This window comes from Polaribacter sp. KT25b (assembly GCF_900105145.1).
In the GTDB taxonomy this organism is placed as follows: domain Bacteria; phylum Bacteroidota; class Bacteroidia; order Flavobacteriales; family Flavobacteriaceae; genus Polaribacter.
This window is the reverse complement of sequence record NZ_LT629752.1, coordinates 3,424,673-3,448,045: the sequence shown is the minus strand read 5'-3', so window position 1 is coordinate 3,448,045 and position 23,373 is coordinate 3,424,673. Positions and strand designations below refer to the sequence as shown.

The following is a 23,373-nucleotide window of genomic DNA, read 5'->3' as shown; positions in this document are numbered from 1 at the left end:
TTGGGAGGGTTAGGGTGGGCTTATTAATACACATTTTAAATAAATGATTTCAGTAAAAGAAGCAAAAAATATAGTTTTAAATTCACCTCAAGACTTTGGAGTTGAAGAAATTCCGTTTATAAAATCTGTAGGTAGAATTTTAAAAGAAAAGATTGTTGCAGATAGAGACTTTCCACCGTTTAACAGGGTTTCTATGGATGGAATTGCAATTGATTTTCAATCATTCAAAAACGGACAAAGAAGTTTTAAAATTGAAGGAATCCAAGCTGCAGGAAGTGAGCAAATCACATTAAATAATTCAGCGAATTGTATTGAAGTAATGACTGGAGCAGTTTTACCAAACAAGGCAAATACGGTTATTAGGTATGAAGATGTTTCTACAGAAAACGGAATAGCGACAATTAATATAGAAACGGTCTGCGACCGTCAAAATGTGCATCAAAAAGGAAAAGACGGAAAAATAGGAGATTTATTAATTGAAGAAAACACAATTATTTCCGCCGCAGAAATAGGAGTTTTAGCAACTGTTGGTAAATCGTTGGTAAAAGTTGCAAAACAGCCAAAAGTAATGATTGTTTCTACAGGTGATGAGTTGGTTGGTGTTGATGAAATTCCGTTAGAACATCAAATAAGAAGAAGCAATGTTTTTACATTAGTTTCTTTGTTAGAAAGACTACATATTTCTTCAGAAACTGCACATATTACAGATGATAAACCAATTTTAAAATCTAAAATTGAAGCGTATTTACAAGAATATGATGTGTTGCTTTTTAGTGGAGCAGTAAGCAAAGGTAAATATGATTTTTTACCAGAAGTTTTTGATGAATTAGGAGTTGAAAAATTGTTTCATAAAGTAACCCAAAGACCAGGAAAACCTTTTTTCTACGGAAAAACGAGTGGTTGTAATATCTTCGGATTTCCTGGGAATCCGATTTCAACTTTTGTAAATTGTTTAGCATATTTTTATCCTTGGTATTACAAATCTGTAGGAGTAGAAACCAAAGAAGAAACTGCAATTTTAAATGCAGATGCAACTTTTAAACCTAATTTAACCTACTTTTTACAAGTAAAATTAGAAAGTAAATTCGGACATTTAGTTGCGTTTCCAATTTCTGGAAATGGTTCTGGAGATTTAGCAAGTTTGGTGAAAACAGATGCTTTTATTCAATTACCAAATGATAAAACTGAGTTTAAAAAAGGAGAAAGTTTTCCTATTATTAGATATAGATAAACGCACTGTCAGTTCGAGTGGTTTTTCTGACAGAGGAAGAAAAATTGTATCGAGAACATTTTTAATGTCGAAAAAGAAAACTTCTCGATACAAAATTTCTGAAAAAGAAATTTCACTCGAAGTGACATTGATTTATTAATTATGAATAATTGTAATAACATGCTGTCAGTTCGAGTGATTTCGCTTTTTTGCGAAATTGTATCGAGAACACGTCATAATTAACATTCTAAAAATTCAAATATGAAAACCTATTATGTTTACATTTTAAAATGTTCTGATAATACTTATTACACAGGAATAACTTCTAATTTAGAAAAAAGATTCTTTGAACATCAACAAGGAAAACATCAAGAAAGTTATACTTACAAAAGAAGACCACTTGAATTAGTTTTTTATGCTGAATTTTCTGAAGTTGGATTTGCTATTGACACAGAAAAGCGAATAAAAAAATGGTCGAAAGCTAAAAAGGAAGCTTTAATTAATGATGAGTATGAAAAACTTCCTAATTTAGCAAAGAAGAAATTTAAAAAGTAAAAAAAACTTCTCGATACAAAATTCTTGAAAAAAGAATTTCACTCGAAGTGATATTGTGTTATCTAGTTTGAACCTAGTGATTGTCAGTTCGAGTGATTTCGATTTTTCATCGAAATTGTATCGAGAACACTTAAAGAAAATATGAATGATTTTTCACACATCAATAAAAAAAACAATCCTAAAATGGTAAATGTTTCTGATAAGAAAATTACCAAAAGAACAGCGATTGCAAAAGCAACGATGTTTTTAGGAAAAGAAGTTATAGCTCATTTTACAAATGATGAGTTAATTACCAAAAAAGGACCTGTTTTTCAAACGGCAATTATTGCAGGAATTCAAGGTGTAAAAAAAACATCAGATTTAATACCAATGTGTCATCCATTATTAATTAATGGAGTAGATATTGATATTAATATTATAGATTCAGAAAATGTTGAAGTTCTTTGTGAAGTTACAATTACAGGAAAAACTGGCGTAGAAATGGAAGCGTTAACGGGTGCAAATATTACATGTTTAACCATTTATGATATGTGCAAAAGTATCAGTCAAAAAATGGTGATTAAAGAAGTGAAATTGTTAGAAAAAACAGGAGGAAAATCTGATATTAAAAATGGCTAAACACAAAAAACATACAAACCTAGAAAAAAGAAATAACGATAATTTTGCACCCAATGAAATTGCAATTCTAGGTGCAAATTGTGGTGTTATTTCTGATTTAGTTCATAAAGTCTCTAAAAAATTTTCTAATTATAAGTTAGCTTATTTTGATGCTTCGCATGCAAAAGATGTTGAACAAATTAGTTTGTCAGAATATTTTTTTCATCACGAAGGAAATTTACAAATCACAACTTCTGAAAACGTAAATAAATTTCAGCAACGTTTAGATTTTGCGAAATTCGATTTTGTTTTTATCAACGGGAATCATTATCAAGGAACAAAACAAATCTTAATTTTAGATGAAGCAAAAGAAGCTTCAGTTTTAAAAAGATTGGATCAGTTAGATAATATTCAGTTTGTAGTAAAATTGAAATCAGAAACTGAATATTTTGATTTTTTAGAAGAAAAATATCCGCAGATAAAAAACCTGAATTGCTATACAATTGATGCCGTTGATGCTATTTCAAATCACATAAATAGTTTAATTCAAGAAAAAATTGCATCAGTTAAAGGATTGGTTTTAATTGGAGGGAAAAGTACAAGAATGGGAACAGATAAATCTGAGCTCAATTATTTTGGAAAATCACAAAAAAAGTATGTTAAAATATTGCTTGAAAACCAAAATTTAGAAACGTTTTATTCTGTTAAAAATCAATCAGATAAAAGCTTTGAAATTGCTGACGAATTTTACAATCTAGGACCTTTTGGCGGAATTTGTTCTGCGTTTCAAAAAGATCCAAATTCGGCTTGGTTTGTGTTGGCAACAGATGTTCCTTTTGTTAATGAAGAAGTTATTCAGTTGTTATTAAAACATAGAAATCCAAGTAAAGTTGCTACTGCAATTAAAGGAAAAAACAAAGATTTCCCTGAGCCGTTAATTACTATTTATGAACCAAAAGCGTATGCTATTTTGTTGCAATATTTAGCACAAGGATATTCTTGTCCGCGTAAAATGTTAATAAATTCTGATGTTGAAATTGTAGAAATTGATGATTCTTTTATTAGAAATATAAATACTCCTGAAGAATTTGAGGTTGCAAAAAGTGAGATCTCATCGACGTCATTACGAGGAAGAATGACGAAGTAATCTGTTTAATAATTTATGAATGTTGAATGGAGAGATTGCTTCGTTCCTCGCAATGACAAAAAATGAAACCAACAAAAAACCAACTTTTTAAACGTCAAATAACTTTATCAGAAATTGGTGAAGTTGGGCAACAGAAATTACAAAACGCTTCTGTTTTGGTAGTTGGTTGTGGAGGTTTAGGAAGCCCCGTTGCGGTTTATTTAGCGTCAAGTGGCGTTGGAAAAATCCATTTGGTAGATTTTGATACGGTTGATATTACCAATTTACACCGACAAGTTTTTTATTCTTTAGAAGATGTGAATCAACCAAAAGCAAAAGTTTTATCAGAATTTATAAAAAAAAGAGCACCATTTACAGAAGTCAGTTTTACGAATAATCCAATTACAAAAGAAAACGTTTTTGAGTTGATTGAAAATATTGATATTGTTGTTGATGGAACAGATTCTTTACCAACAAAATACTTGTTGAATGATGCTTGCGTTATCAAAAATAAGCCATTAGTATATGGTTCTTTGTATAAGTTTGATGGTTATGTTGCTACTTTTAATGTTTTGCAAAAAGACGGAAATTATTCAGCAAATTTAAGAGATGCGTTTCCAGAAATGGCAACAGATATTCCTAATTGTGAAGAAGCAGGAACTTTAAATGCTGTTGTTGGTATGATTGCAACACAACAAGTTAATGAGGTTTTAAAGCTGATTACAGGAATTGGAAAACCATTAATTAATGAATTATTGATTTATAATTCCCTTCAAAATACACAGCTTAAAATGAAGTTGAAACCTAGATTTTTAAAAGACAAAATTGCTAAAATTTTTAAAGTACAAACGTATTTTGATATTGTTTGTGCTACTCAAAATCCAGATTGGCAAATATCAGCTAAAGAATTAAAACAAATTTTGTCACATCGAGTGCAGTCGAGAAATATAGAAATTATTGCTGTTTTAAATGATTTAAAATTGCCTTTTGATGTCAATAAAACAATTCATATCAATAAATTTGATGCTGATAAAATTGAGGTTGATTATGATAAAACTTATATTATGGTTTGCCAACGTGGATTAAATAGTTACAAGGCAACTGAAAAAATGAAAAAGAAATATCCAGGTTTAAAAGTGTTGAATTTAACTGGCGGAATTTCTAACTACAAATAATTTTTAATGAAAAAACCTTTAGATTTTTATGTTCAGCAAAAAGCTGAATTAGAGAGTAAAGCAGCTGCTTTAAAAAAGAAATTAATTAATTTGGGCATTTTTAGATTCGCCGTTTTTTTAGGAGTTGCATTTTTAATTTATCTTACTTTAGGTAAATATCCAGATGTTTTTATAGTCGCCTTTTTAGGGATTTCACTTTTTACTTTTTTGGTGTTACAATTTATTAAATTAAAGAGAAAAAAAGAGATTTTAGATGCAAAAATTAAGATCAATAAAATAGAAATTAAAGTTTTAAGTCGTGATTTTCATCACTTAGAAACTGGTAAAGAATTTATAAATCCGTTACATTATTATAGCAATGATATTGATTTATTTGGCACAGGTTCTTTTTTTCAATATCTAAATAGAACAGCGACAAACGATGGAAAAAATCTTTTAGCAAATACATTTACAGAAAATAAAACAATAGCTATTTTAGAGAAACAAAATGTTTTAAAAGAGCTTTCTAAAAAGGTAATTTGGCGTCAACATTTTTCTGCTTTAGCAAGTTTGGTTTCTGTTAAAAACACCTCTAAATCTATTGTAAGTTGGATTTCTAATTATACTTCGGTTTTTTCTAAACATTTATCAAAAATACAAATTGTATTTTCTTTAATTTCTGTGGTTTTAATTGGTTTAATTTCTTTCGGAATTATACCTTTTACAATTATCATTATATGGTTTTTTATAGGGCTTTCTGTTACAGGTAGCTTTATTAAAAAAACGAGTCATTTATACTCAGAAACCGATAAAGTTAGAGAGACTTTTAAGCAATATCATCAATTATTAGATGAAATAGAAAATGAAGAATTTACATCAAAAATATTAAAAGAAAAACAAGAGATTATAAAATCTGAAGAGAAAAAAGCATCAACAATTTTTAAAGAATTTTCTAAAACTTTAGATGGTTTTGATCAAAGAAATAACATCGTTATTTCTGTGCTTGGAAATGGGTTATTTTTATCAGAAATATTTAATGCTTGTAAAGTAGAAAAATGGATTTTAAAGTACAAACATACTGTGCAAAAATGGTTTGAAGTTGTTGCTTTTTTTGATGCTCAAAATTCGTTAGCAAATTTTAAATTTAATCATCCAAAGTTTGTGTTTCCGGAAATTTTATCAGAAAAAGAAATTATAAAAGCAACTAATTTAGGGCATCCATTGTTAAAAGTTGATAAGAGAATTGATAATGATTTCACGATTGATGATGAGCAGTTTTTTATAATTACAGGTGCAAATATGGCAGGGAAAAGTACGTTTTTAAGAACGGTTTCTTTATCAATTGTAATGGCAAATTGTGGGTTACCTGTTTGTGCAGAACGTTTTAAATATCAGCCAATAAAACTGATTACAAGTATGAGAACTACAGATTCTTTAACAGAAGATGAGTCTTATTTTTATTCAGAATTAAAGCGTTTAAAATTTATTGTTGATGAAATCAAATCAGAAAAATACTTTATTATTTTAGATGAAATTTTAAAAGGAACAAACAGTAAAGACAAAGCAATTGGCTCTAAAAAGTTTGTAGAAAAATTATCAAAATCTAAATCAACAGGAATTATTGCAACGCATGATGTGAGTTTGTGTGAATTAGAAAACGAGTTTTCAGGAATCAAAAATTATTATTTTGATGCAGAAATTATCAATAACGAATTACATTTTGATTACACTTTAAAAAACGGAATTTGTAAAAATATGAATGCTTCTTTTCTATTACATAAAATGGAAATTGTTTAAAATCCTGAAATTCTAAAAGTTAAAAGTAAAAGAGAAAAAACAAGAACAATAAAAAAGAGTCAAGACGGATTTGAGATTTCTCAATCGCCTAAAAAGGCTTATTTTGAAATAACATCCTTATCTTTAAATATTAGAATATTTCTTCCCTTTGGGAAGATTAAGATGGGCTTTTATTTCCATTCTAAAGTTTCTATCAGATGTAAAATATCTTCTTTTACATAAGCAACTGCTGGTAAAATGGAGTCGTAATTTGGTTTTACGTAAAAATATAAAGAACCTTTTATAAAATTATTTGTGCTATCAGTTACATGAAACTGAATTTGAGAAGCTGCATTTCCTGTAATTTCATATAAACTTCCGAATACTCTTTTTTTAGGGTTTACAAAGTCTTTTGGTATAATTTGTTCTGCTTTTACAGCGTGTTTAAAAACCAATTTTTCAGACTCTGTTAAAAGCTCTTTTAAATTATTTTTAACAGGTCTGTAAGTAATATCTATTGACGCTTTTAAATTAGGATATTCAATTTTTAACCAATTATTTTCGTCATCAATAATCTTTGTGCTTTTTAAAACTTCAAAAGAATAAGGTCTTTCTAAAGTTAAATATGAATATTCTTTTTTAGGATATTCTAAACTCAAATACGCTTTTGGTTTTGGTAAAATATCTGAATTACAAGAAATAAAAATTAGTAAAAATAAGAGAATAAAAATATTACGCATTTCTGGTTGCTTTTATTTGTTTGATGCGTTTTTTATCTAACGCTTCAATAGTAAACGTATAATTCTTGAAGTTTATTTTCTCTCCTTTTTTAGGGAATTTACCAGAAATTTCTAAAATAAAACCTGCAATCGTTTCACTTTCACCTTTTTCCTCTTCAAAAATCTCTTCGTCTTCATCATCTAAAACTCTACAAAAATCTTTAATACTTGTTTTACCTTCAAAGATGTAGTTATTTTCATCAATTTTAGAATAGGCTAAATCATCATCATCAAACTCATCATTAATATCGCCTACAATTTCTTCGATAACATCCTCAAGAGTAACTATTCCGCTTGTGCCTCCATATTCATCAACAACAATTGCTAAGTGGTTTTTACGTGCTCTAAAGTTGTCTAATAAATCATCTAATTTTTTGTTTTCTGGGACAAAAAAAGCTTCACGAACTAAATTTTGCCATTTAAAATCTTTCTTATTTAAATGAGCTAATAAATCTTTTGCGTACAAAACACCTACAATATTGTCTATATTTTCTTTGTAAACAGGGTTTCTAGAATAGCCATTTTCTAAAATTTTAGTCAACACGTTTTCATACGTTTCTGTATCAGAAAGTGCAAAAAGATCTATTCTAGGTTTCATAATTTGCACAGTTTCAGTGTTTCCGAAATTTACAATTCCTTCTAAAATTTTTTGTTCATCTTTGGTTGTTGCTCCATCCGAAGTTAATTCTAAAGCTTGCGACAATGTTTCAACAGAAAAATTAGTGTTTCTGCTACCTAATTTTTTTTCAACAAATTTTGTTAACGAAATTAGAGGTGTGCTAAAAGGAGTTAGCAAAATATTTATTACATGAATAAATTTCGACATTTTTTTTGAAAAAGGCAATGCATTTCTAGAAGCATACACTTTAGGTAAAACCTCGCCAAACAATAGTATTAAAAAGGTTACTAGTATAACTTCAATTAAAAAACGAATAGGAACAGAAATAAAATGAAGATTTAGTTGATAATCAAAATCACCAAATAAATTTTCTGCTAAAGAAGCAAATAGCAAAACAATTAAAATATTAATAAAGTTATTGGTAATTAAAATTGTTGCTAATAATTTTCTAGGTCTTTCTAATAATTTTACAATAATATTATCTTCTTTTCCGTCGTTAGAAAGTACGTTTAAATCTGTTTGAGAAAGCGAGAAAAAAGCAACTTCTGTTCCGGATATTAATGCAGAACTTATTAATAAGGCAATAAAAGCAATAAGATTAATTCCGGTTAAGAAATTAATTGAAGTAAAAAATATAAAAAAAAGTTCGGGATCTGGGTCCAATTTTTAAAGTTTTATAAATTAAAAAGGTAAATCGTCATTCTTTTCTGAAGCAACAGATGTTGGTTTTGCAGCAGATTGTTGGTTTTGTTTTGAATTATTTGCAGAATCAAGGCTCTTTTTAGTCGTTAAAAAGGTCATTTCATGAACATGAACTTCTGTTGAATAGCGTTTAACGCCATCTTGCTCCCATTGTCTATTTTTAAGTTTTCCTTCAACATACACTTTATCGCCCTTAGATAAATATTTTTCGCAAATTTCTGCTAATTTATTTCTAACAACAATATTGTGCCAATCTGTAGTTGTAATTTTTTCGCCAGTTTGCTTATTTGTGTAATTTTCGCTAGTAGCAATAGGGAATCTTCCAATAGAATTTCCTCCATCAAAATAATGCATTTTTACATCATCGCCTAAATTACCAATTAAAATTACCTTGTTTACTGTGCTTGCCATTACTTTTTAATTACAAATCAAATGTACTAAAAATATCAATTACTTTTAGATAGAAATTCTTCAATAAAATTGGCAATTAAAACAGGAACAGGATGCTCTTTAATGTCTTTCCAATTTATTTTTGCTTTAGATGAAGTTGCTGTTTCTATAATCCAGAACTGAGTATAAAGATGTTGGTGAGATAATTTATGAACTATTTCTTTTTTATTAAATAAAGAAATAGTGGTTTCATCAGGAAATAAATTAATGAAATTTTCTGATGAAACAAGTTCGTCTTTATTAATGTTATAATCACTTTCAATTAAAGGAAATTGATACAAACCTTGCCAAATGCCTTTTCCTTTTCTTTCTGATAAAATGGTTTTATTGTCATCTGTAATTATTACAAGAAAATTAAAATAACGATTTTTAACTTTAATTTTCTTCTCCTTTATAGGTAATTCTTTTGTTAATTTTTGTTTTAAAGCTACGCAACTATTAGAAAAAGGACAGGTTTCGCAAAGCGGGTTTTGAGGTTTGCAGTGCAATGCGCCAAAATCCATTAATGCTTGGTTATGCGTTCCTGGTTGTGTTGTATCTAATAATGTTTGTGCTAAAGCTTTAAATTCTTTAATTCCTGCGGATGAATTTATAGGAGTTTTAATACCAAAATATCTCGATAAAACTCTGTAAACATTGCCATCTACAACAGCAGTTGGTTCATTAAAACAAATAGATGCAATTGCAGAAGCTGTATAATCGCCAATTCCTTTAAGCTTTATAATCTCTTTATATGTTGATGGAAATTTGCCATTAAATTCGTTTGCAATTTGTTTTGCTGTAAAATGTAGATTTCTTGCACGAGAATAATATCCTAAACCTTGCCACATTTTTAAAACGGTGCTTTCATCCGCTTTAGCGAGGTCGAAAACAGAGGGAAAATGTGCTGTAAATTTTAGATAATATGCCATTCCTTGAGCAACTCTTGTTTGTTGTAGCATGATTTCTGACAACCAAATAAAATATGGATTCTTAGTTTTGCGCCAAGGTAATTCTCGGTTGTTTTGTAACTGCCAGTATATTAAAGTATTAGAAAATTTCATCGATTAAAAATAGAATTGCAATATTACATTTTAAAATTAAGATAAAATTAAGTCTTAATCTTTTTGGAATTGATTAATTATCATATATTTGCATCCGCATTTTTGAAAGTAATTTAACAAATAAATAGTAAAAATAGAATCATGACGAAAGCAGATATCGTATCAAAAATTTCAGACAAATCTGGTATAGAAAAAACAGATGTTTTAGCAACTGTTGAAGCATTTATGGCTGAAGTGAAGGGTGCATTAGAAAATGGTGATAACGTTTATTTAAGAGGTTTTGGTAGTTTTATTATCAAAACAAGAGCAGAGAAAACTGGTAGAAATATTTCTAAGAATACAACTATTAAGATTCCAGCTCACAATATTCCAGCTTTTAAACCGGCTAAAACTTTTACTGAAGGAGTAAAAAACAAAGTAGCAGTAAAGTAACACAATATTAATCTAAACCTTAAGGGTTTAATAACACCAGAACATTATGCCAAGTGGTAAAAAAAGAAAGAGAGCTAAGATCTCTACACACAAAAGAAAGAAAAGAGCTAGAGCAAATAGACACAAGAAAAAGTAAGCATTCGCTTACTTTTTCGTTTATTATTTAGCGAAAAAGAATTAAATTTTTTTTAAAAAAAAGTTCATTGACATTTGAAGGTTTGCTAGTTGTGTAAGGCAGTAAATCTTCTCACGGTATTATAAAATACCTGACAATATTAATCCATCTACACAATTAAGTGTAGTTTAAAACCATTTCAGTATGAAAACAGAATTGATAATTCGTTCAAATTCATCTGATATTGATTTTGCCTTATTAAGAGATGGAAAACTTATTGAATTAAATAATGAAACAACTGGTAATAAATTTTCTGTTGGCGATATTTTTTTAGCCAAAATAGGAAAAGTATTAACTGGTTTAAATGCTGCCTTTGTAAATGTAGGTTATCCAAAAGATGGATTTTTACATTATCATGATTTAGGTGCACAAGTAAACTCATTAAATTCATTCATTAAGAAAGTAGGCACAGGTAAGTATAAAGAATTCACTTTAAAAAACTTCCAAAAAGAAGTTGACATTAACAAAGACGGTAGTATTAACAATGTACTAAAAACAGGACAAAACCTATTAGTACAAATTGTAAAAGAACCAATTTCTACAAAAGGTCCAAGATTAAGCTCAGAGCTTTCTATTGCTGGTAGATTTTTGGTTTTAGTTCCTTTTTCTAACCGAGTTTCTGTATCTCAAAAGATAGAAGACCCAGCAGAAAAAGAACGTTTAAAAAGATTGGCAAAAAGCATAAAACCTAAAGGTTTTGGCGTTATTTTAAGAACTGTTGCTGAAGGAAAAAAAGTAGCAGAATTAGATAAAGATTTGCAAAACTCATTAGATCGTTGGAAAACCATGTGTAAGAGAATACCTAACACAAACACACCAACTAAAATATTAAGTGAGTTAAATAGAGCATCTTCTATTTTAAGAGATGTTATGAATGAAACTTTTACAAACATTGTAACTAATGACGAAACTTTGAAAGTAGAAATTAAAGAATATCTGCAAGAAATTTATCCCGAAAAGGAAAAAATTGTAAAGTTGCACAGGTCTGAAACTCCAATTTTTGAAAAATATGGAATAGAAAGGCAAATTAAAACTTCGTTTGGAAAAACAGTTTCTATGAGTAAAGGTGCGTATCTAGTTATAGAGCACACAGAAGCTTTACACGTTATTGATGTAAATAGCGGAAATCGTTCTAATAAAGCTGGCTCTCAAGAAGAGACAGCGTTAGAAGTTAATTTAATTGCTGCAGCAGAAATAGCACGTCAATTACAATTGCGTGATATGGGAGGCATTATCGTAGTTGATTTTATTGATATGCATAAAGTTGAAAACAGAAATAAACTGTTTCAATATTTAAAAGAACAAATGTCTTTTGATAGGACAAAACACAAAATATTACCTCCAAGTAAATTTGGGTTAGTACAAATTACAAGACAAAGGGTTAGACCTGAGTTAAGTATAAAGACTACCGAAGCCGACCCAAATATAAATGGACAAGTAGAAGCTCCAATAGTTTTATTGGATAAAATTGAATCAGATTTAGAAAAATTTATTTTAAATTCTAAATCAAACAATAAAAAGATACAATTACACATTCATCCTTTTATTGCTTCCTATTTAACAAAAGGAGTAAATTCAATTCGTTTTAAATGGTATTTAAAACACAAAAAGTGGATTACAATTATACCTAGAGATGCTTACACATATTTGTATTATAAATTTCAAGCTAGTAAATAGTTGTTTGTAATATAAATAAGGCAATAATTTTTTATCAAAAAACCCCGTAACTTTTAAGTTGCGGGGTTTTGTGGTTTTAAGTAGTTTTTTAAATGTAAATTTTATCTATCTAAAATTATTTTTTCTCTTTTATTAAATACATATAAACAGGATAATGATCTGAGTATCCACTAGTATAACTACCGTTAGCAAAGCTTCTAAAAGGATAACCTTTATATTTGCCTTTTTTAATTGTTAAAAAGCGTTTGTTAAAAATCATAGCTTTAAACATTTTATAGTTAGAAAAATCTTTTTTACCTTTATCTAACAAGGGGTCAGAAATTAATATTTGATCAAATAAATTAATATTATCTCTATAAGTTAACGTGCCAAAGCCTCTTCTAAACATATCTTCATAAGGATTGTAAATATCTGTTTCACCAACTTCACTTTTTTTACTTTTCGTTTTTAAAACTTCTTTAAAACTAGTATTTATTGGGTCGTCATTAAAATCGCCCATTATAAAAATTTTAGCTTTTGGGTCTTTCTCTCTAATTTGGGCAATAATTTTTGTGTTTTGATATGCAGCTTTTTCTCGTAAAGGTCTGCTTTTTGCTTCGCCACCTCTTCTAGATGGCCAGTGGTTTACTATAACATTAATCAGTTCATCATCTAAATAACCAGAAACTAATAATTGATCTCTTGTATAGACTTTAAAGTTGTCTTTAAAGATATTTGGATTATAAACTTCATGAAAAATTGGTTTAAAATATTTTTTCTGATACAGTAAAGCTACATCAATTCCGCGTTTGTCTGGAGAATCGTAATGAATAATGCCGTAATCTTTTTTTATTAAATGTTTAGATTTTACCAAATCTTCTAGCACATTTATGTTTTCTACTTCAGAAACACCAATTATTGCAGGACTTGTTTTTGCTTCATCTAAGCCAATTTGTGCAATTGTGCTACTAAGTTTGTCAATTTTATCCCAATAAACTGCAGATCTATTTGCTTTTAACTCCATCATTGGACTTGCTTCATCATTTTTAGTAACATCATTAATGGTGTCAAATAAATTTTCTAAATTGTAAAAAGCGATGGTTCTAATAGCATATTTTTTTTCTTTATTTTGAGCTATAGCAACGGTTATAGAAAATAATAAGATAAATAATAGATATGTTTTTTGCTTCATTTTTTTATTACTAAAATACAAAATTATTTAGGTAAAAAAATTAAAAATCAGTGCTTTTTAATGTTTTTTAATTTAAAAATTGTAACTTGATAGGAAAATTTGCTAGAAAAAGATATTTATGAAAAGAATTATTTCATCAATATGTATGCTGCTATTTCTAATTTTGGGAGTAAATGCACAAAATATTGTACGCGGAATTATTATAGACAATGATTCCAAAAAGCCATTAAAGGATGTTTATATTTTACTTAAAAAAACATCGAAAAAAGTAGTAACAAAAGAAGATGGTTCTTTTGTATTGAGAAATCTTAAAAATGGAAATTTCATTTTAGAGATTAAGCAACTTGGTTACGAAACTCAAAATTTTCCTTTAGATTTAAATGGCAAGCCAATAGACCTTGGCACAATTTATTTATACAAAGATTTTACCGAAGAATTAGATGCAAGTATTATTACAATTACAGACGATGAGTTAAGTGATGACACAAGTTCTGCAGATAATATTTCTGGACTTTTACAAGCGTCTAAAGATATTTTTTTAAGAACGGCTGCTTTTGAATTTAGTAGTTCGTTTTTTAAAATAAAAGGATTAGATTCTGGAAATGGTAAAGTTTTGATTAACGGAATTGAAATGAATAAAATCTACGATGGTAGAGCGCAATGGAGTAATTGGGGTGGTTTAAATGATGTTTTAAGAAATCAAGAATTTAGCAATGGTTTATCTCCTTCGGATTTTACTTTTGGAGGTGTTTTAGGTTCTACAAATATGAACACAAGAGCTTCTTTGCAAAGACAAGGAACAAGAATTTCGTATTCTTCATCAAACAGAAGTTATGAACACAGAGTAATGGCAACACATGCTACGGGTGTTTCTAAAAGTGGTTGGTCTATGACTTTTTCTGGCAGTAGAAGAGCCGGAAATGAAGGTTTTAATGATGGTACTTCTTATAATGCATATTCTGTATTTACATCCGTAGAAAAGAAAATTAACGAAAAACATAGCGTTAATTTTACTGGAATTTTTACACCAAATAGAAGAGGAAAATCGTCTCCTAACACTCAAGAAGTTTTCGATTTAAAGGGAATTGAATACAATGAATATTGGGGGTATTTAAACGGAAAAAAATTAAATTCTAGAATAAAAGAAGTGGTAGAACCTATTTTAATGCTTAGTCATTATTTTGATGTATCAGAAAATACAACTGTACAAACAAATGTATCTTATCAGTTTGGAAAAATAGGAAATAGTCGTTTAGATTTTAATGGTGGTTCTAATCCGAGTCCTACGTATTATCAAACATTGCCAAGTTATTTTTTAAGATATAATGATTTATCAGATGCTTATACTGCGCAAGAAAATTTTGTAAATAGTGGTCAACTTGACTGGAATAGAATTTATGACGCAAATGTTACTAACGCAAATAATGGTCAAAATAATGCTTATGTTTTATATGAAGATAGAAATGATGACAAACAAATAACAATAAATACTATTTTCGATTCATATTTAAATAACAATATTTCTATTAATGGAAAATTAGAATATAAGCGTTTACGTTCTCAAAACTTTGCAGAAGTTATCGATTTATTAGGCGGAAATGGGTATTTAGATATCAATAATTTTGCAGATTCAGAAGCGCAAATGCAAAATGATGTATTAAATCCGAATAGAGTTGTTGGTGTTGGCGATAAATTTAGATATAACTTTAATTTAAGTTCAGATTTCATGAACGCTTTTTTACAAGGGCAATTTACCTATAATAAAGTAGATTTTTATGCGGCGGTAAACGTTTCTCAAATATCAAATCAAAGAGAAGGTTTATATAAAAATGGACGTTTTGAAAATAGTTCTTTAGGAACATCAGATAAATTAAGTTTTACAAATTATGGTGTAAAAACAGGTGTAACTTATAAAGTTAATGGGCGTAATCTAATAGATGTAAATGTTGCTTATTTAACACAAGCGCCAACAATTAGAAACTCTTTTTCTAATTCTAGAGAAAATAATAATATTGTAGATAATTTACAAAGCGAGAAAGTGTTTTCTGCAGATGTAAGTTATATTAGAAGAAGGCCAATTATTACCTCTAGACTTACAGGTTATTACACATCTATAAAAGATGCAACAGAAATTTCTTTTTATTTTGCTGATGGAGTTGGTGGCGATAATACTGCTTTTGTTCAAGAAATTTTATCTGGAATAGAAAAGCAGCATTTAGGACTAGAATTTGGTTTAGAAGCACAAGTTACATCAACCATAAAATTAAAAAGTGCTGCTTCTGTTGGTAGTTTTATTTATGCTAATAATCCTGATTTGTATCTTACTTCTGATGTTACAAATGAAGGTATTTTTGACGAAAATGGACGTTCAGGAAATTACATATCCAACTTAAAGAATTATAAAATTTCTGCGGGTCCACACAATGCATATTCAATTGGTTTTGAATATCGTGACCCAGATTATTGGTGGTTTGGTGCAACTGCAAATTTTTTTAGTAACACTTATGTAGATATTGCGCCATTAACGAGGTCTAGTAATTTTTACACAGATGCAGATGGTTTAACTTTCCCAAATTATAATATTAATGTTGCAAGAGAATTATTACAGCAAGAAAAGTTTAATAACTATAAAGTTATAAATATTGTTGGTGGTAAATCTTGGAAAATTTCTCGTTATTATGTTAGTTTTTTTGCAACGGTAAATAACTTGTTAAATGCAGAATACAAATCTGGTGGATTTGAGCAAGGTAGAAACGCAAATTATAATGAATTAAAAATAGATAAATCAATAGAAAAACCAGTTTTTGGCAACAAATATTGGTACGGAAGAGGTACAACCTACTTTGTAAATGTAAATATTAGTTTTTAAAAAATAAATTGAAATGAAAAGAAATCAAACAATTATCATGCTATTTGCTATTAGTATGAGTATGTTTTTTACCGCATGTGTAGAAGATAATAATTTTAAGGTTCCAGAAAATTTAGGAGTTGAAGAGAACCTAAGTTTAAATGCATTATTAGATAGCATTCAAAATAATCAAGTAGAATTAAAATCGATAAAAGATTTAAAAAGTTTATACAATTCGGGTAACGATCCTTTAAAAATAGTTTCTGATATTGTTATAAAAGGATATGTAGTTTCTTCGGATGCAAAAGGGAATTATTTTAGAGAGTTTTACATGCAAGATGCGCCAGAAAATCCATCAGCAGGAATTAAAATTGCCATTAATTTAACCAATAGTTACAATAAATTTAGCTTCGGACGTGAAGTTTATATAAGGCTTAAAAACCTTTATTTGGGAGAAACAAATTCTGGTGATGGCGTAATTTCTATTGGAGGAAAAGTAAATTTAACAGATATAAGAGAGGTTGAAAGTATAACTCAAAATCAGATAGAAAATCATTTATTTAGATCTATAACAACAGAAACAATTGTTCCTAAAATAGTAACATTAGGCGGATTAGATGATATTTCTAATATTGGAACTTTTGTAGCGATAGAAAACGCTTTTTTTTCTTCGGATTTAAAAGGGAAAACATTTGTAAATCCTGTTGAAGATTTTGATACGAAACGTAAAATAGAAACTTGTCAAGGTCCAGGTTTTGTTTCGTCATTTGTAGAAACGAGTTCATTTGCTAGTTTTGCAAATAACGCTTTACCAGAAGGTGGCGGAACAATAAAAGCTGTTGTTTCTAGAGATTTTGGAGGGGATTTTACAGTTTTGGTTTTAAACACTGCAGATGATGTTTTTATGGCTGATTCAAGATGTACGCCATCAGAATTAACAGATTTTTCTACCATTTTGTTACAACAAGATTTTGAGGCAACTTCTGGTGAAATTGATATTCCGAATTGGACAAACTTTATAGAAGTTGGTTCTAAAAAATGGAGATCTTATACAGATGTAAATTCTTTAAGTATAGCAGCAAATATTGGTTCTTATAGATCTGGAGATGAAAGTACAATTTCTTGGTTAATTACAGAGGATGTAAATTTAGATGCAACTTTAGAAGAATATTTATCTTTTGAAACTTCAACTTCTTTTGCAGATGGAAGTACTTTGGAGGTTTTAATTTCTGATAATTGGAATGGAAATGAAGCAACAATTACAACTGCAAATTGGATGGCTTTACCAGCAAAAATAGCAGCAAATAATGATGATTATAATAGTTTTATAAATTCAACTTTTATAGATTTGTCTAATTATTCTGGTACAATTTATATTGCTTTTAAATATACTGGAAATGGCAACGATATTTTTGATGGAACATATGAATTAGATAATATTAATATTATTGCAAAATAATATTTTGATCAAAAGAAAAAAACAGAATACATTGGTATCGCATTATAAAATATAATTGATATCAATTATTTTTTATAATGTTTAATTTCTATACGTTAAAATACTGCTAACAGTTACTGTCAACTGGTTTCTAATTATTATCTTGCACCGATTTTAAAAGTGAAAAATAATGTCATCTAAGTTTGATTCTTATCAGAAAAGGCGCTTGCAATCTTCTTACATTTCTGTTGTAATTAGCATAGCTTTAGTGCTTTTTATGGTTGGTGTCTTAGGTTTAATCCTTTTAAAATCTACTAAAGTTGCTAATCATGTTAAAGAAAAAGTAGCAATTACGCTCTTTATAAAAGATAAAGTAACTCAGAAACAAATAAAGACTTTTAGAGAATCTCTTTTAGAAGAAGAATTTACTAAAAAAGCAGTTTATACAAGCAAAGAACAAGCTGCAAAAAAATATAGTAAAGAAATAGGAGAAGATTTCTTGCAGTTTTTAGGAGAAAATCCTCTTAAAAACGGAATTGATATTTACCTAAAAGCAGATTTTGTAACTCCAGAAAAAATGCAAGAATTAGAAACTCGTTTTCAAAAAAACGCATTTGTAGCTGATGTTTCTTACGATAAACCTTTAATTAATTTATTAACAAAAAATATTAAAAGAGTTAGTTTTTGGTTGTTAGTTTTTAGTGGCTTTTTTGCGTTGGTTTCTATGATTTTAATAAATAGTTCTATTAGGTTATCTATTTATTCTAAACGATTTAATATAAAAACCATGCAAATGGTTGGTGCAACAAAGAGTTTTATTAGAAAACCATTTATTTGGCGAAGTATAAAACTAGGTTTCTTTGGTGCTTTTTTAGCTTTAACAGGCTTAGCTTTTGTAATCTATTATGTAGATAAATATATACCAAGTTTAGCGCTTTTAGAAGATTACCTTACCTTAGGGTATTTGGTTGGTGGTGTGTTTTTATCAGCATTTATAATTACTTGGATTAGTACTTTCTTTGCTACTCAGCGCTTTTTAAATTTACAAACAGACGAACTTCATTATTAAAATTATGGAAAAAGAAAATATACAAGAAAAAGAATTTTTATTCGGCAAAAAGAATTACACAATAATGCTAATTGGTATTGTTTTTATAGTCTTAGGATTTGTTTTTATGGCAGGCGGAGGTAGTGATAATCCAGAAGTTTTTAACGAAGAAATATATAATTGGCAAAGAATTCGTTTAGCACCTACTTTAGTAATTATTGGGTTGGCAATAGAATTTTATGCTATTTTTGCAGAAAAAAAATAAACTATGGATTTATTAGAAGCAATTATACTTGGAGTTATACAAGGTTTAACAGAGTTTTTACCTGTTTCCTCTAGTGGACATTTAGAGTTGGCAAAAGCTATTTTAGGAGACACCTCTGTACCTGAAGAAAGTTTAACATTTACAGTGGTTTTACATTTTGCAACTGCATTAAGTACGTTGGTTATATTTAGAAAAGAAGTAGCAGAAATTTTTAAAGGATTATTTCAGTTTAAATGGAATGATGAATTAAAGTTTTCTTTAAAAATTATTATTTCAATGATTCCTGCTGTAGTTGTAGGGTTACTTTTCGAAGAAGAGTTAGAATCTTTTTTTGGCGGAAAAATATTGTTAGTAGGTATAATGTTGTTGGTTACTGCAGGTTTATTGTTACTTGCAGATAAAGCAAAAAGCACAAATAAAGAAGTGTCATTTTCTAATTCAGTATTAATTGGTGTTTCTCAAGCAATTGCAATGTTACCAGGTATTTCTAGATCTGGAGCAACAATTTCTACATCTGTTTTGTTGGGAATTGATAGAACTAGAGCGGCACGTTTTTCTTTTTTAATGGTTGTTCCTTTGATTTTTGGAAAAATAGGAAAAGATTTATTAGGAGGAGATATTAGTTTTGAATCTTCAGAAATTATACCTATTTCTGTAGGTTTTATTGCAGCTTTTGTTTCTGGTTTAGTAGCCTGTAAATGGATGATTGCTTTGGTTAAAAAGAGCAAATTATCATATTTTTCTATTTATTGTGCTGTAGTAGGTGTTATTGCAATAGGATATTCGCTTTTAAGTTAATATAAGATTAATTAAATGACAGAAGAAGACTTTAAAAATGGTCAAGTTTTATTAATTGATAAACCTTTAAAATGGACTTCTTTTCAGGTAGTTAATAAGCTTCGTTGGGAAATAAAGCAACGTTTTAAAATTAAAAACATTAAAGTTGGTCACGCTGGTACTTTAGATCCTTTAGCAACAGGTTTACTAATTATTTGTACAGGTAAACAAACTAAAAAGATTGGAACTTATCAAGGTCAAATTAAAGAATATACAGGTACAATTACATTAGGTGCAACAACACCGAGCTACGATTTAGAAACAGAAATCAATGAAACTTTTTCTATTGATCATATTTCTGAAGAATTATTAAAAGAAACTACAAAACAATTTATTGGCGAAATTCAGCAAAAACCGCCTATTTTTTCAGCAATTAAAAAAGATGGAAAACGCTTATATGAGTTAGCAAGAAAAGGTGAAACTACAGAAATTAAATCTAGAACTGTAACAATATCAGAATTTGAAATTACAAATATTAATTTACCAGAAGTAGATTTTAAAGTAGTTTGTAGTAAAGGTACTTACATTCGTTCTTTAGCTTTTGATTTTGGAAATGTACTAAATTCTGGCGCACATTTATCAGCCTTAAGAAGAACAAAAATTGGCAATTTTTCTGTTGATAAAAGTCTTTCTGTTGATGGATTTATTGATACATTAAAATTAGATGCTATCTAAACCCTTATAGTTAATATTGGTTTTAAAGCTTTATTTGATAGTTTTCTAGTAACACTCGCGTTAATTAAGTGAGATAAACCACTTCTGCCATGTGTGCTTAAGCTAATTAAATCGGCATTTACATCTCTAGAAAAGTTTAAAATCCCTTTTTCTATAGAAACATCATTATAAATATTTATAGAGTATTTAGGTAGTTGATATTCTTTTATAAACTCTGTAATTTTTTCTTTAGCATCATGAGTGCTTTCAAAGTTAGAAGCCGTATTTACTTTAAGTAAATGTATTTTACTATTAAATATATTTGCAAAATAAAGAAATTTTCTAAAAACTTCTTTTTTGTCTTCATTTTTAAAACTTGAAGCGAATACTAAATTCTTTAGTTTAAACTTTTTACTATCTTTTTTTACAACAATAACAGGTGTTGTAGAGGTTCTTACTACTTTTTCTGTATTAGAGCCAATTCGTATTTCTTTAAAATTAGAATGCCCTTTAGTGCCCATTACTATTAAATCTGCATCAATTTTATCAGCATATTTTATAATTCCTTCAAAAGGATTGTTTAGTTTTATAAAGTATTCAACTTGAATGTCTTTGTTGAAAAAATTTTCTTTAAATTCTAATACTTTTTCCCTAACTTTTCTAAGATAAAGCATGCTTTCTGGAATGCTAAATCTGCTAGCAAAACCCATATCTATTACTCCTTTCGGAAGTTCAATTAAATGAATAAGATAAACAGTTGCATCCATTTTTAATGCAATTTTTGCGGCCATTTTTGCAGCATATTCAGATGATTTAGAAAAATCTATTGGTACTAAAATAGTTTTCATATTCGATTAAGTTTTAATGATAATATCATGATTCTAAAGATATAAAAAAATAATTGAATGGAACTCTATTTGGTAAATCATAAACATTTAGTATATTTGCAGCGAAAATCATAATAAATGTGGAGATGAAGGGGACTAAAAAGTCCCCTCTTTTTATATTTTATGTTAAGGTTTATATGGATCAAAAACAGATAAAAGACTTAGTAGACGAGGCTTTAGCGCTAAATGAATCTTTGTATTTAGTAGATTTAATAATTTCTACTAATAACAAAATTCAGATTATTATTGATGGAGATAATGGGGTTCCTTTAAGTGAATGCATTAGAATTAGTAAAAGTGTTGATAGTAATTTAGATAGAGAAGTAGAAGATTTTTCGCTAGAAGTTTCTACACCAGACATTGCACATCCATTAAAATTAAATAGACAATACATAAAAAATATCAATAGAATATTAAAAGTAAAAACTGCTGAAGAAGAAATAGAGGGTACTTTATTGGAAGCAGATGATGATAAAATTGTTTTAGCTTGGAAAGCTAGAGAACCAAAACTAGTAGGTAAAGGAAAAGTTACTGTGCAAAAAACGGCAACTTTAGAGTATAAAGATATTAAAGAGGCAAGAGTAAAAATTTTATTTTAAGCAAAAAACTTAATGGAAAATATAGCATTAATTGATTCGTTTTCAGAATTTAAAGATAATAAAAGTATAGACAGAGTAACATTAATGTCTATTTTAGAAGAGGTATTTAGGGCAGCGTTAAAACGTAAGTTTGGTTCTGATGATAATTTTGATATTATTATTAATCCTGATAAAGGAGATTTAGAAATCTGGAGAAATAGAATTGTTGTTGCAGATGGTTTTTCTGAAGATGATAATGAAGAAATAGAATTAGCTGAAGCAAGATTGATTGAGCCAGATTTTGAAATTGGTGAAGATGTATCCGAAGAAGTAAAATTAATAGATTTAGGAAGAAGAGCAATTTTAGCTTTACGTCAAAATTTAATTTCTAAAATTTACGAACACGATAGTACAAACATCTTTAAACATTTTAAAGATTTAGAAGGAGAATTATATTCTGCAGAAGTTCATCACATTCGCCATAATGCAATTATTTTGTTAGATGATGATGGTAATGAAATTGTATTACCAAAAAGTGAGCAAATTCGTTCAGATTTCTTTAGAAAAGGAGATTCTGTAAGAGGTGTTATTAAAGCTGTTGAGTTAAGAGGAAATAAACCAGCTATTATTTTATCTAGAACTTCACCATCTTTTTTAAATAAATTGTTTGAACAAGAAATTCCTGAGGTTTTTGACGGTTTAATAACTGTTGAAGGCGTTGCAAGAATTCCTGGTGAAAAAGCAAAAGTTGCTGTAGATTCTTATGATGATAGAATAGATCCTGTAGGAGCTTGTGTTGGTGTTAAAGGTTCAAGAATTCATGGTATTGTTCGTGAATTAGGAAATGAAAACATAGATGTTATTAACTATACCAAAAACGAACAATTATATATCTCTAGAGCATTGAGTCCTGCAAAAGTGACTTCAATGGAAATAGAAATGTATGATGAAGTTAGAAATGGTAAAAAAGGACGCGTAAAAGTACTTTTAAAACCAGAAGAAGTTTCTAAAGCAATTGGTAGAGGTGGTGTAAATATACGTTTAGCAAGTGAGTTAACAGGTTATGAAATAGACGTTCAAAGAGAAGGTTTAGAAGAAGAAGATGTAGAGTTAACAGAATTTATGGACGAGATTGAAGATTGGGTTATTACAGAATTCAAAAAGATTGGTTTAGATACAGCAAGAAGCGTATTGGAAGCTAGTGTGGCAGAACTTGTAAAAAGAACCGATTTAGAAGAAGAAACTATATTAGATGTTCAGAGAATCTTGAAAGAGGAGTTCGAGTAATATTTAATTGTAATAAAATTAAAGTAAAAAGCATATTTTTACAGAATTAAAGGCTAAAAAATAAT

The 23,373-nt window shown here is 28.6% G+C and carries 22 protein-coding genes; 16 read left to right on the top strand and 6 right to left on the bottom strand.

Translation table 11 applies throughout. The annotated features are described in order from the left end of the window. Positions 1 to 43 precede the first annotated feature (43 nt). From BLT70_RS14895 to BLT70_RS14870, 6 genes are all read left to right on the top strand, one after another. Positions 44 to 1,231, top strand: coding sequence for a molybdopterin molybdotransferase MoeA (locus BLT70_RS14895; RefSeq protein WP_091896091.1), 1,188 nt, complete (start codon positions 44 to 46; stop codon positions 1,229 to 1,231). A 240-nt stretch (positions 1,232 to 1,471) separates the two neighbouring features. Continuing rightward, positions 1,472 to 1,765 carry a GIY-YIG nuclease family protein gene (locus tag BLT70_RS14890; protein ID WP_091896088.1) on the top strand — a complete coding sequence of 98 codons (294 nt, stop codon included), beginning with the start codon at positions 1,472 to 1,474 and terminating at the stop codon, positions 1,763 to 1,765. 141 nt (positions 1,766 to 1,906) lie between these two features. Next, positions 1,907 to 2,383: a cyclic pyranopterin monophosphate synthase MoaC gene (moaC, locus tag BLT70_RS14885; protein WP_091896085.1), complete on the top strand. Its 477-nt coding sequence runs from the start codon at positions 1,907 to 1,909 to the stop codon at positions 2,381 to 2,383. Then, the gene (locus tag BLT70_RS14880) at positions 2,376 to 3,509 is read left to right on the top strand and encodes an NTP transferase domain-containing protein (RefSeq protein WP_091896082.1); all 1,134 of its coding nucleotides are present in this window, start codon (positions 2,376 to 2,378) and stop codon (positions 3,507 to 3,509) included. Before moaC ends, BLT70_RS14880 begins: the two co-directional genes overlap by 8 nt. A gap of 62 nt (positions 3,510 to 3,571) precedes the next feature. Beyond that, positions 3,572 to 4,663 (top strand): HesA/MoeB/ThiF family protein, encoded by a 1,092-nt coding sequence (locus BLT70_RS14875; RefSeq protein WP_091896080.1) that lies wholly within the window; start codon positions 3,572 to 3,574, stop codon positions 4,661 to 4,663. A gap of 6 nt (positions 4,664 to 4,669) precedes the next feature. Next, a complete protein-coding gene (locus BLT70_RS14870; protein WP_091896077.1) occupies positions 4,670 to 6,439 on the top strand; it encodes a DNA mismatch repair protein MutS in 1,770 nt (589 codons plus the stop codon). 170 nt (positions 6,440 to 6,609) lie between these two features. On the opposite strand, the gene gldD is transcribed toward BLT70_RS14870, so the two are convergent. From gldD to mutY, 4 genes are read right to left on the bottom strand one after another with little or no spacing between them, the layout of a single operon-like run. Further along, positions 6,610 to 7,158, bottom strand: coding sequence for a gliding motility lipoprotein GldD (gene gldD / locus BLT70_RS14865; RefSeq protein WP_091896074.1), 549 nt, complete (start codon positions 7,156 to 7,158; stop codon positions 6,610 to 6,612). Then, a complete protein-coding gene (gene gldE / locus BLT70_RS14860) occupies positions 7,151 to 8,479 on the bottom strand; it encodes a gliding motility-associated protein GldE (RefSeq protein ID WP_091896071.1) in 1,329 nt (442 codons plus the stop codon). Before gldE ends, gldD begins: the two co-directional genes overlap by 8 nt. A gap of 18 nt (positions 8,480 to 8,497) precedes the next feature. Continuing rightward, a complete protein-coding gene (locus tag BLT70_RS14855; RefSeq protein ID WP_091896068.1) occupies positions 8,498 to 8,929 on the bottom strand; it encodes a single-stranded DNA-binding protein in 432 nt (143 codons plus the stop codon). Positions 8,930 to 8,964: 35 nt separating this feature from the next. Continuing rightward, on the bottom strand, positions 8,965 to 10,011 hold the full coding sequence (mutY, locus tag BLT70_RS14850; protein ID WP_091896065.1) for an A/G-specific adenine glycosylase: 1,047 nt from the start codon (positions 10,009 to 10,011) through the stop codon (positions 8,965 to 8,967). A 141-nt stretch (positions 10,012 to 10,152) separates the two neighbouring features. On the opposite strand from mutY, the gene BLT70_RS14845 reads away from it, so the two are divergent. Together BLT70_RS14845 and BLT70_RS14840 are read left to right on the top strand one after the other, a co-directional pair. After that, the gene (locus BLT70_RS14845; protein ID WP_091896062.1) at positions 10,153 to 10,443 is read left to right on the top strand and encodes an HU family DNA-binding protein; all 291 of its coding nucleotides are present in this window, start codon (positions 10,153 to 10,155) and stop codon (positions 10,441 to 10,443) included. A 319-nt stretch (positions 10,444 to 10,762) separates the two neighbouring features. Further along, the gene (locus BLT70_RS14840) at positions 10,763 to 12,295 is read left to right on the top strand and encodes a ribonuclease E/G (protein WP_091896060.1); all 1,533 of its coding nucleotides are present in this window, start codon (positions 10,763 to 10,765) and stop codon (positions 12,293 to 12,295) included. A 115-nt stretch (positions 12,296 to 12,410) separates the two neighbouring features. Here the strand turns inward: BLT70_RS14840 and BLT70_RS14835 are convergent, their stop codons facing one another. Then, positions 12,411 to 13,466 (bottom strand): endonuclease, encoded by a 1,056-nt coding sequence (locus tag BLT70_RS14835; RefSeq protein ID WP_091896057.1) that lies wholly within the window; start codon positions 13,464 to 13,466, stop codon positions 12,411 to 12,413. Between the two features lie 118 nt (positions 13,467 to 13,584). On the opposite strand from BLT70_RS14835, the gene BLT70_RS14830 reads away from it, so the two are divergent. From BLT70_RS14830 to truB, 6 genes are all read left to right on the top strand, one after another. After that, positions 13,585 to 16,335, top strand: coding sequence for a carboxypeptidase-like regulatory domain-containing protein (locus BLT70_RS14830; protein ID WP_091896054.1), 2,751 nt, complete (start codon positions 13,585 to 13,587; stop codon positions 16,333 to 16,335). A gap of 13 nt (positions 16,336 to 16,348) precedes the next feature. Then, positions 16,349 to 17,773 (top strand): DUF5689 domain-containing protein, encoded by a 1,425-nt coding sequence (locus BLT70_RS14825; protein WP_231962743.1) that lies wholly within the window; start codon positions 16,349 to 16,351, stop codon positions 17,771 to 17,773. Between the two features lie 169 nt (positions 17,774 to 17,942). Continuing rightward, on the top strand, positions 17,943 to 18,821 hold the full coding sequence (locus BLT70_RS14820) for an ABC transporter permease (RefSeq protein WP_091896048.1): 879 nt from the start codon (positions 17,943 to 17,945) through the stop codon (positions 18,819 to 18,821). A 4-nt stretch (positions 18,822 to 18,825) separates the two neighbouring features. Continuing rightward, positions 18,826 to 19,065: a DUF3098 domain-containing protein gene (locus BLT70_RS14815; protein ID WP_091896046.1), complete on the top strand. Its 240-nt coding sequence runs from the start codon at positions 18,826 to 18,828 to the stop codon at positions 19,063 to 19,065. Positions 19,066 to 19,068: 3 nt separating this feature from the next. Continuing rightward, positions 19,069 to 19,863 (top strand): undecaprenyl-diphosphate phosphatase, encoded by a 795-nt coding sequence (locus BLT70_RS14810; RefSeq protein WP_091896043.1) that lies wholly within the window; start codon positions 19,069 to 19,071, stop codon positions 19,861 to 19,863. Positions 19,864 to 19,878: 15 nt separating this feature from the next. Then, positions 19,879 to 20,577 carry a tRNA pseudouridine(55) synthase TruB gene (gene truB, locus BLT70_RS14805; protein ID WP_091896040.1) on the top strand — a complete coding sequence of 233 codons (699 nt, stop codon included), beginning with the start codon at positions 19,879 to 19,881 and terminating at the stop codon, positions 20,575 to 20,577. On the opposite strand, the gene BLT70_RS14800 is transcribed toward truB, so the two are convergent. After that, positions 20,574 to 21,404 carry a universal stress protein gene (locus tag BLT70_RS14800; RefSeq protein WP_091896037.1) on the bottom strand — a complete coding sequence of 277 codons (831 nt, stop codon included), beginning with the start codon at positions 21,402 to 21,404 and terminating at the stop codon, positions 20,574 to 20,576. The two genes, truB and BLT70_RS14800, sit on opposite strands and share 4 nt — an antisense overlap. Positions 21,405 to 21,580: 176 nt before the next feature. On the opposite strand from BLT70_RS14800, the gene rimP reads away from it, so the two are divergent. Beyond that, on the top strand, positions 21,581 to 22,042 hold the full coding sequence (gene rimP / locus BLT70_RS14795; RefSeq protein ID WP_091896035.1) for a ribosome assembly cofactor RimP: 462 nt from the start codon (positions 21,581 to 21,583) through the stop codon (positions 22,040 to 22,042). Positions 22,043 to 22,054: 12 nt separating this feature from the next. Then, on the top strand, positions 22,055 to 23,308 hold the full coding sequence (gene nusA / locus BLT70_RS14790) for a transcription termination factor NusA (RefSeq protein WP_091896032.1): 1,254 nt from the start codon (positions 22,055 to 22,057) through the stop codon (positions 23,306 to 23,308). Positions 23,309 to 23,373: the final 65 nt, after the last annotated feature.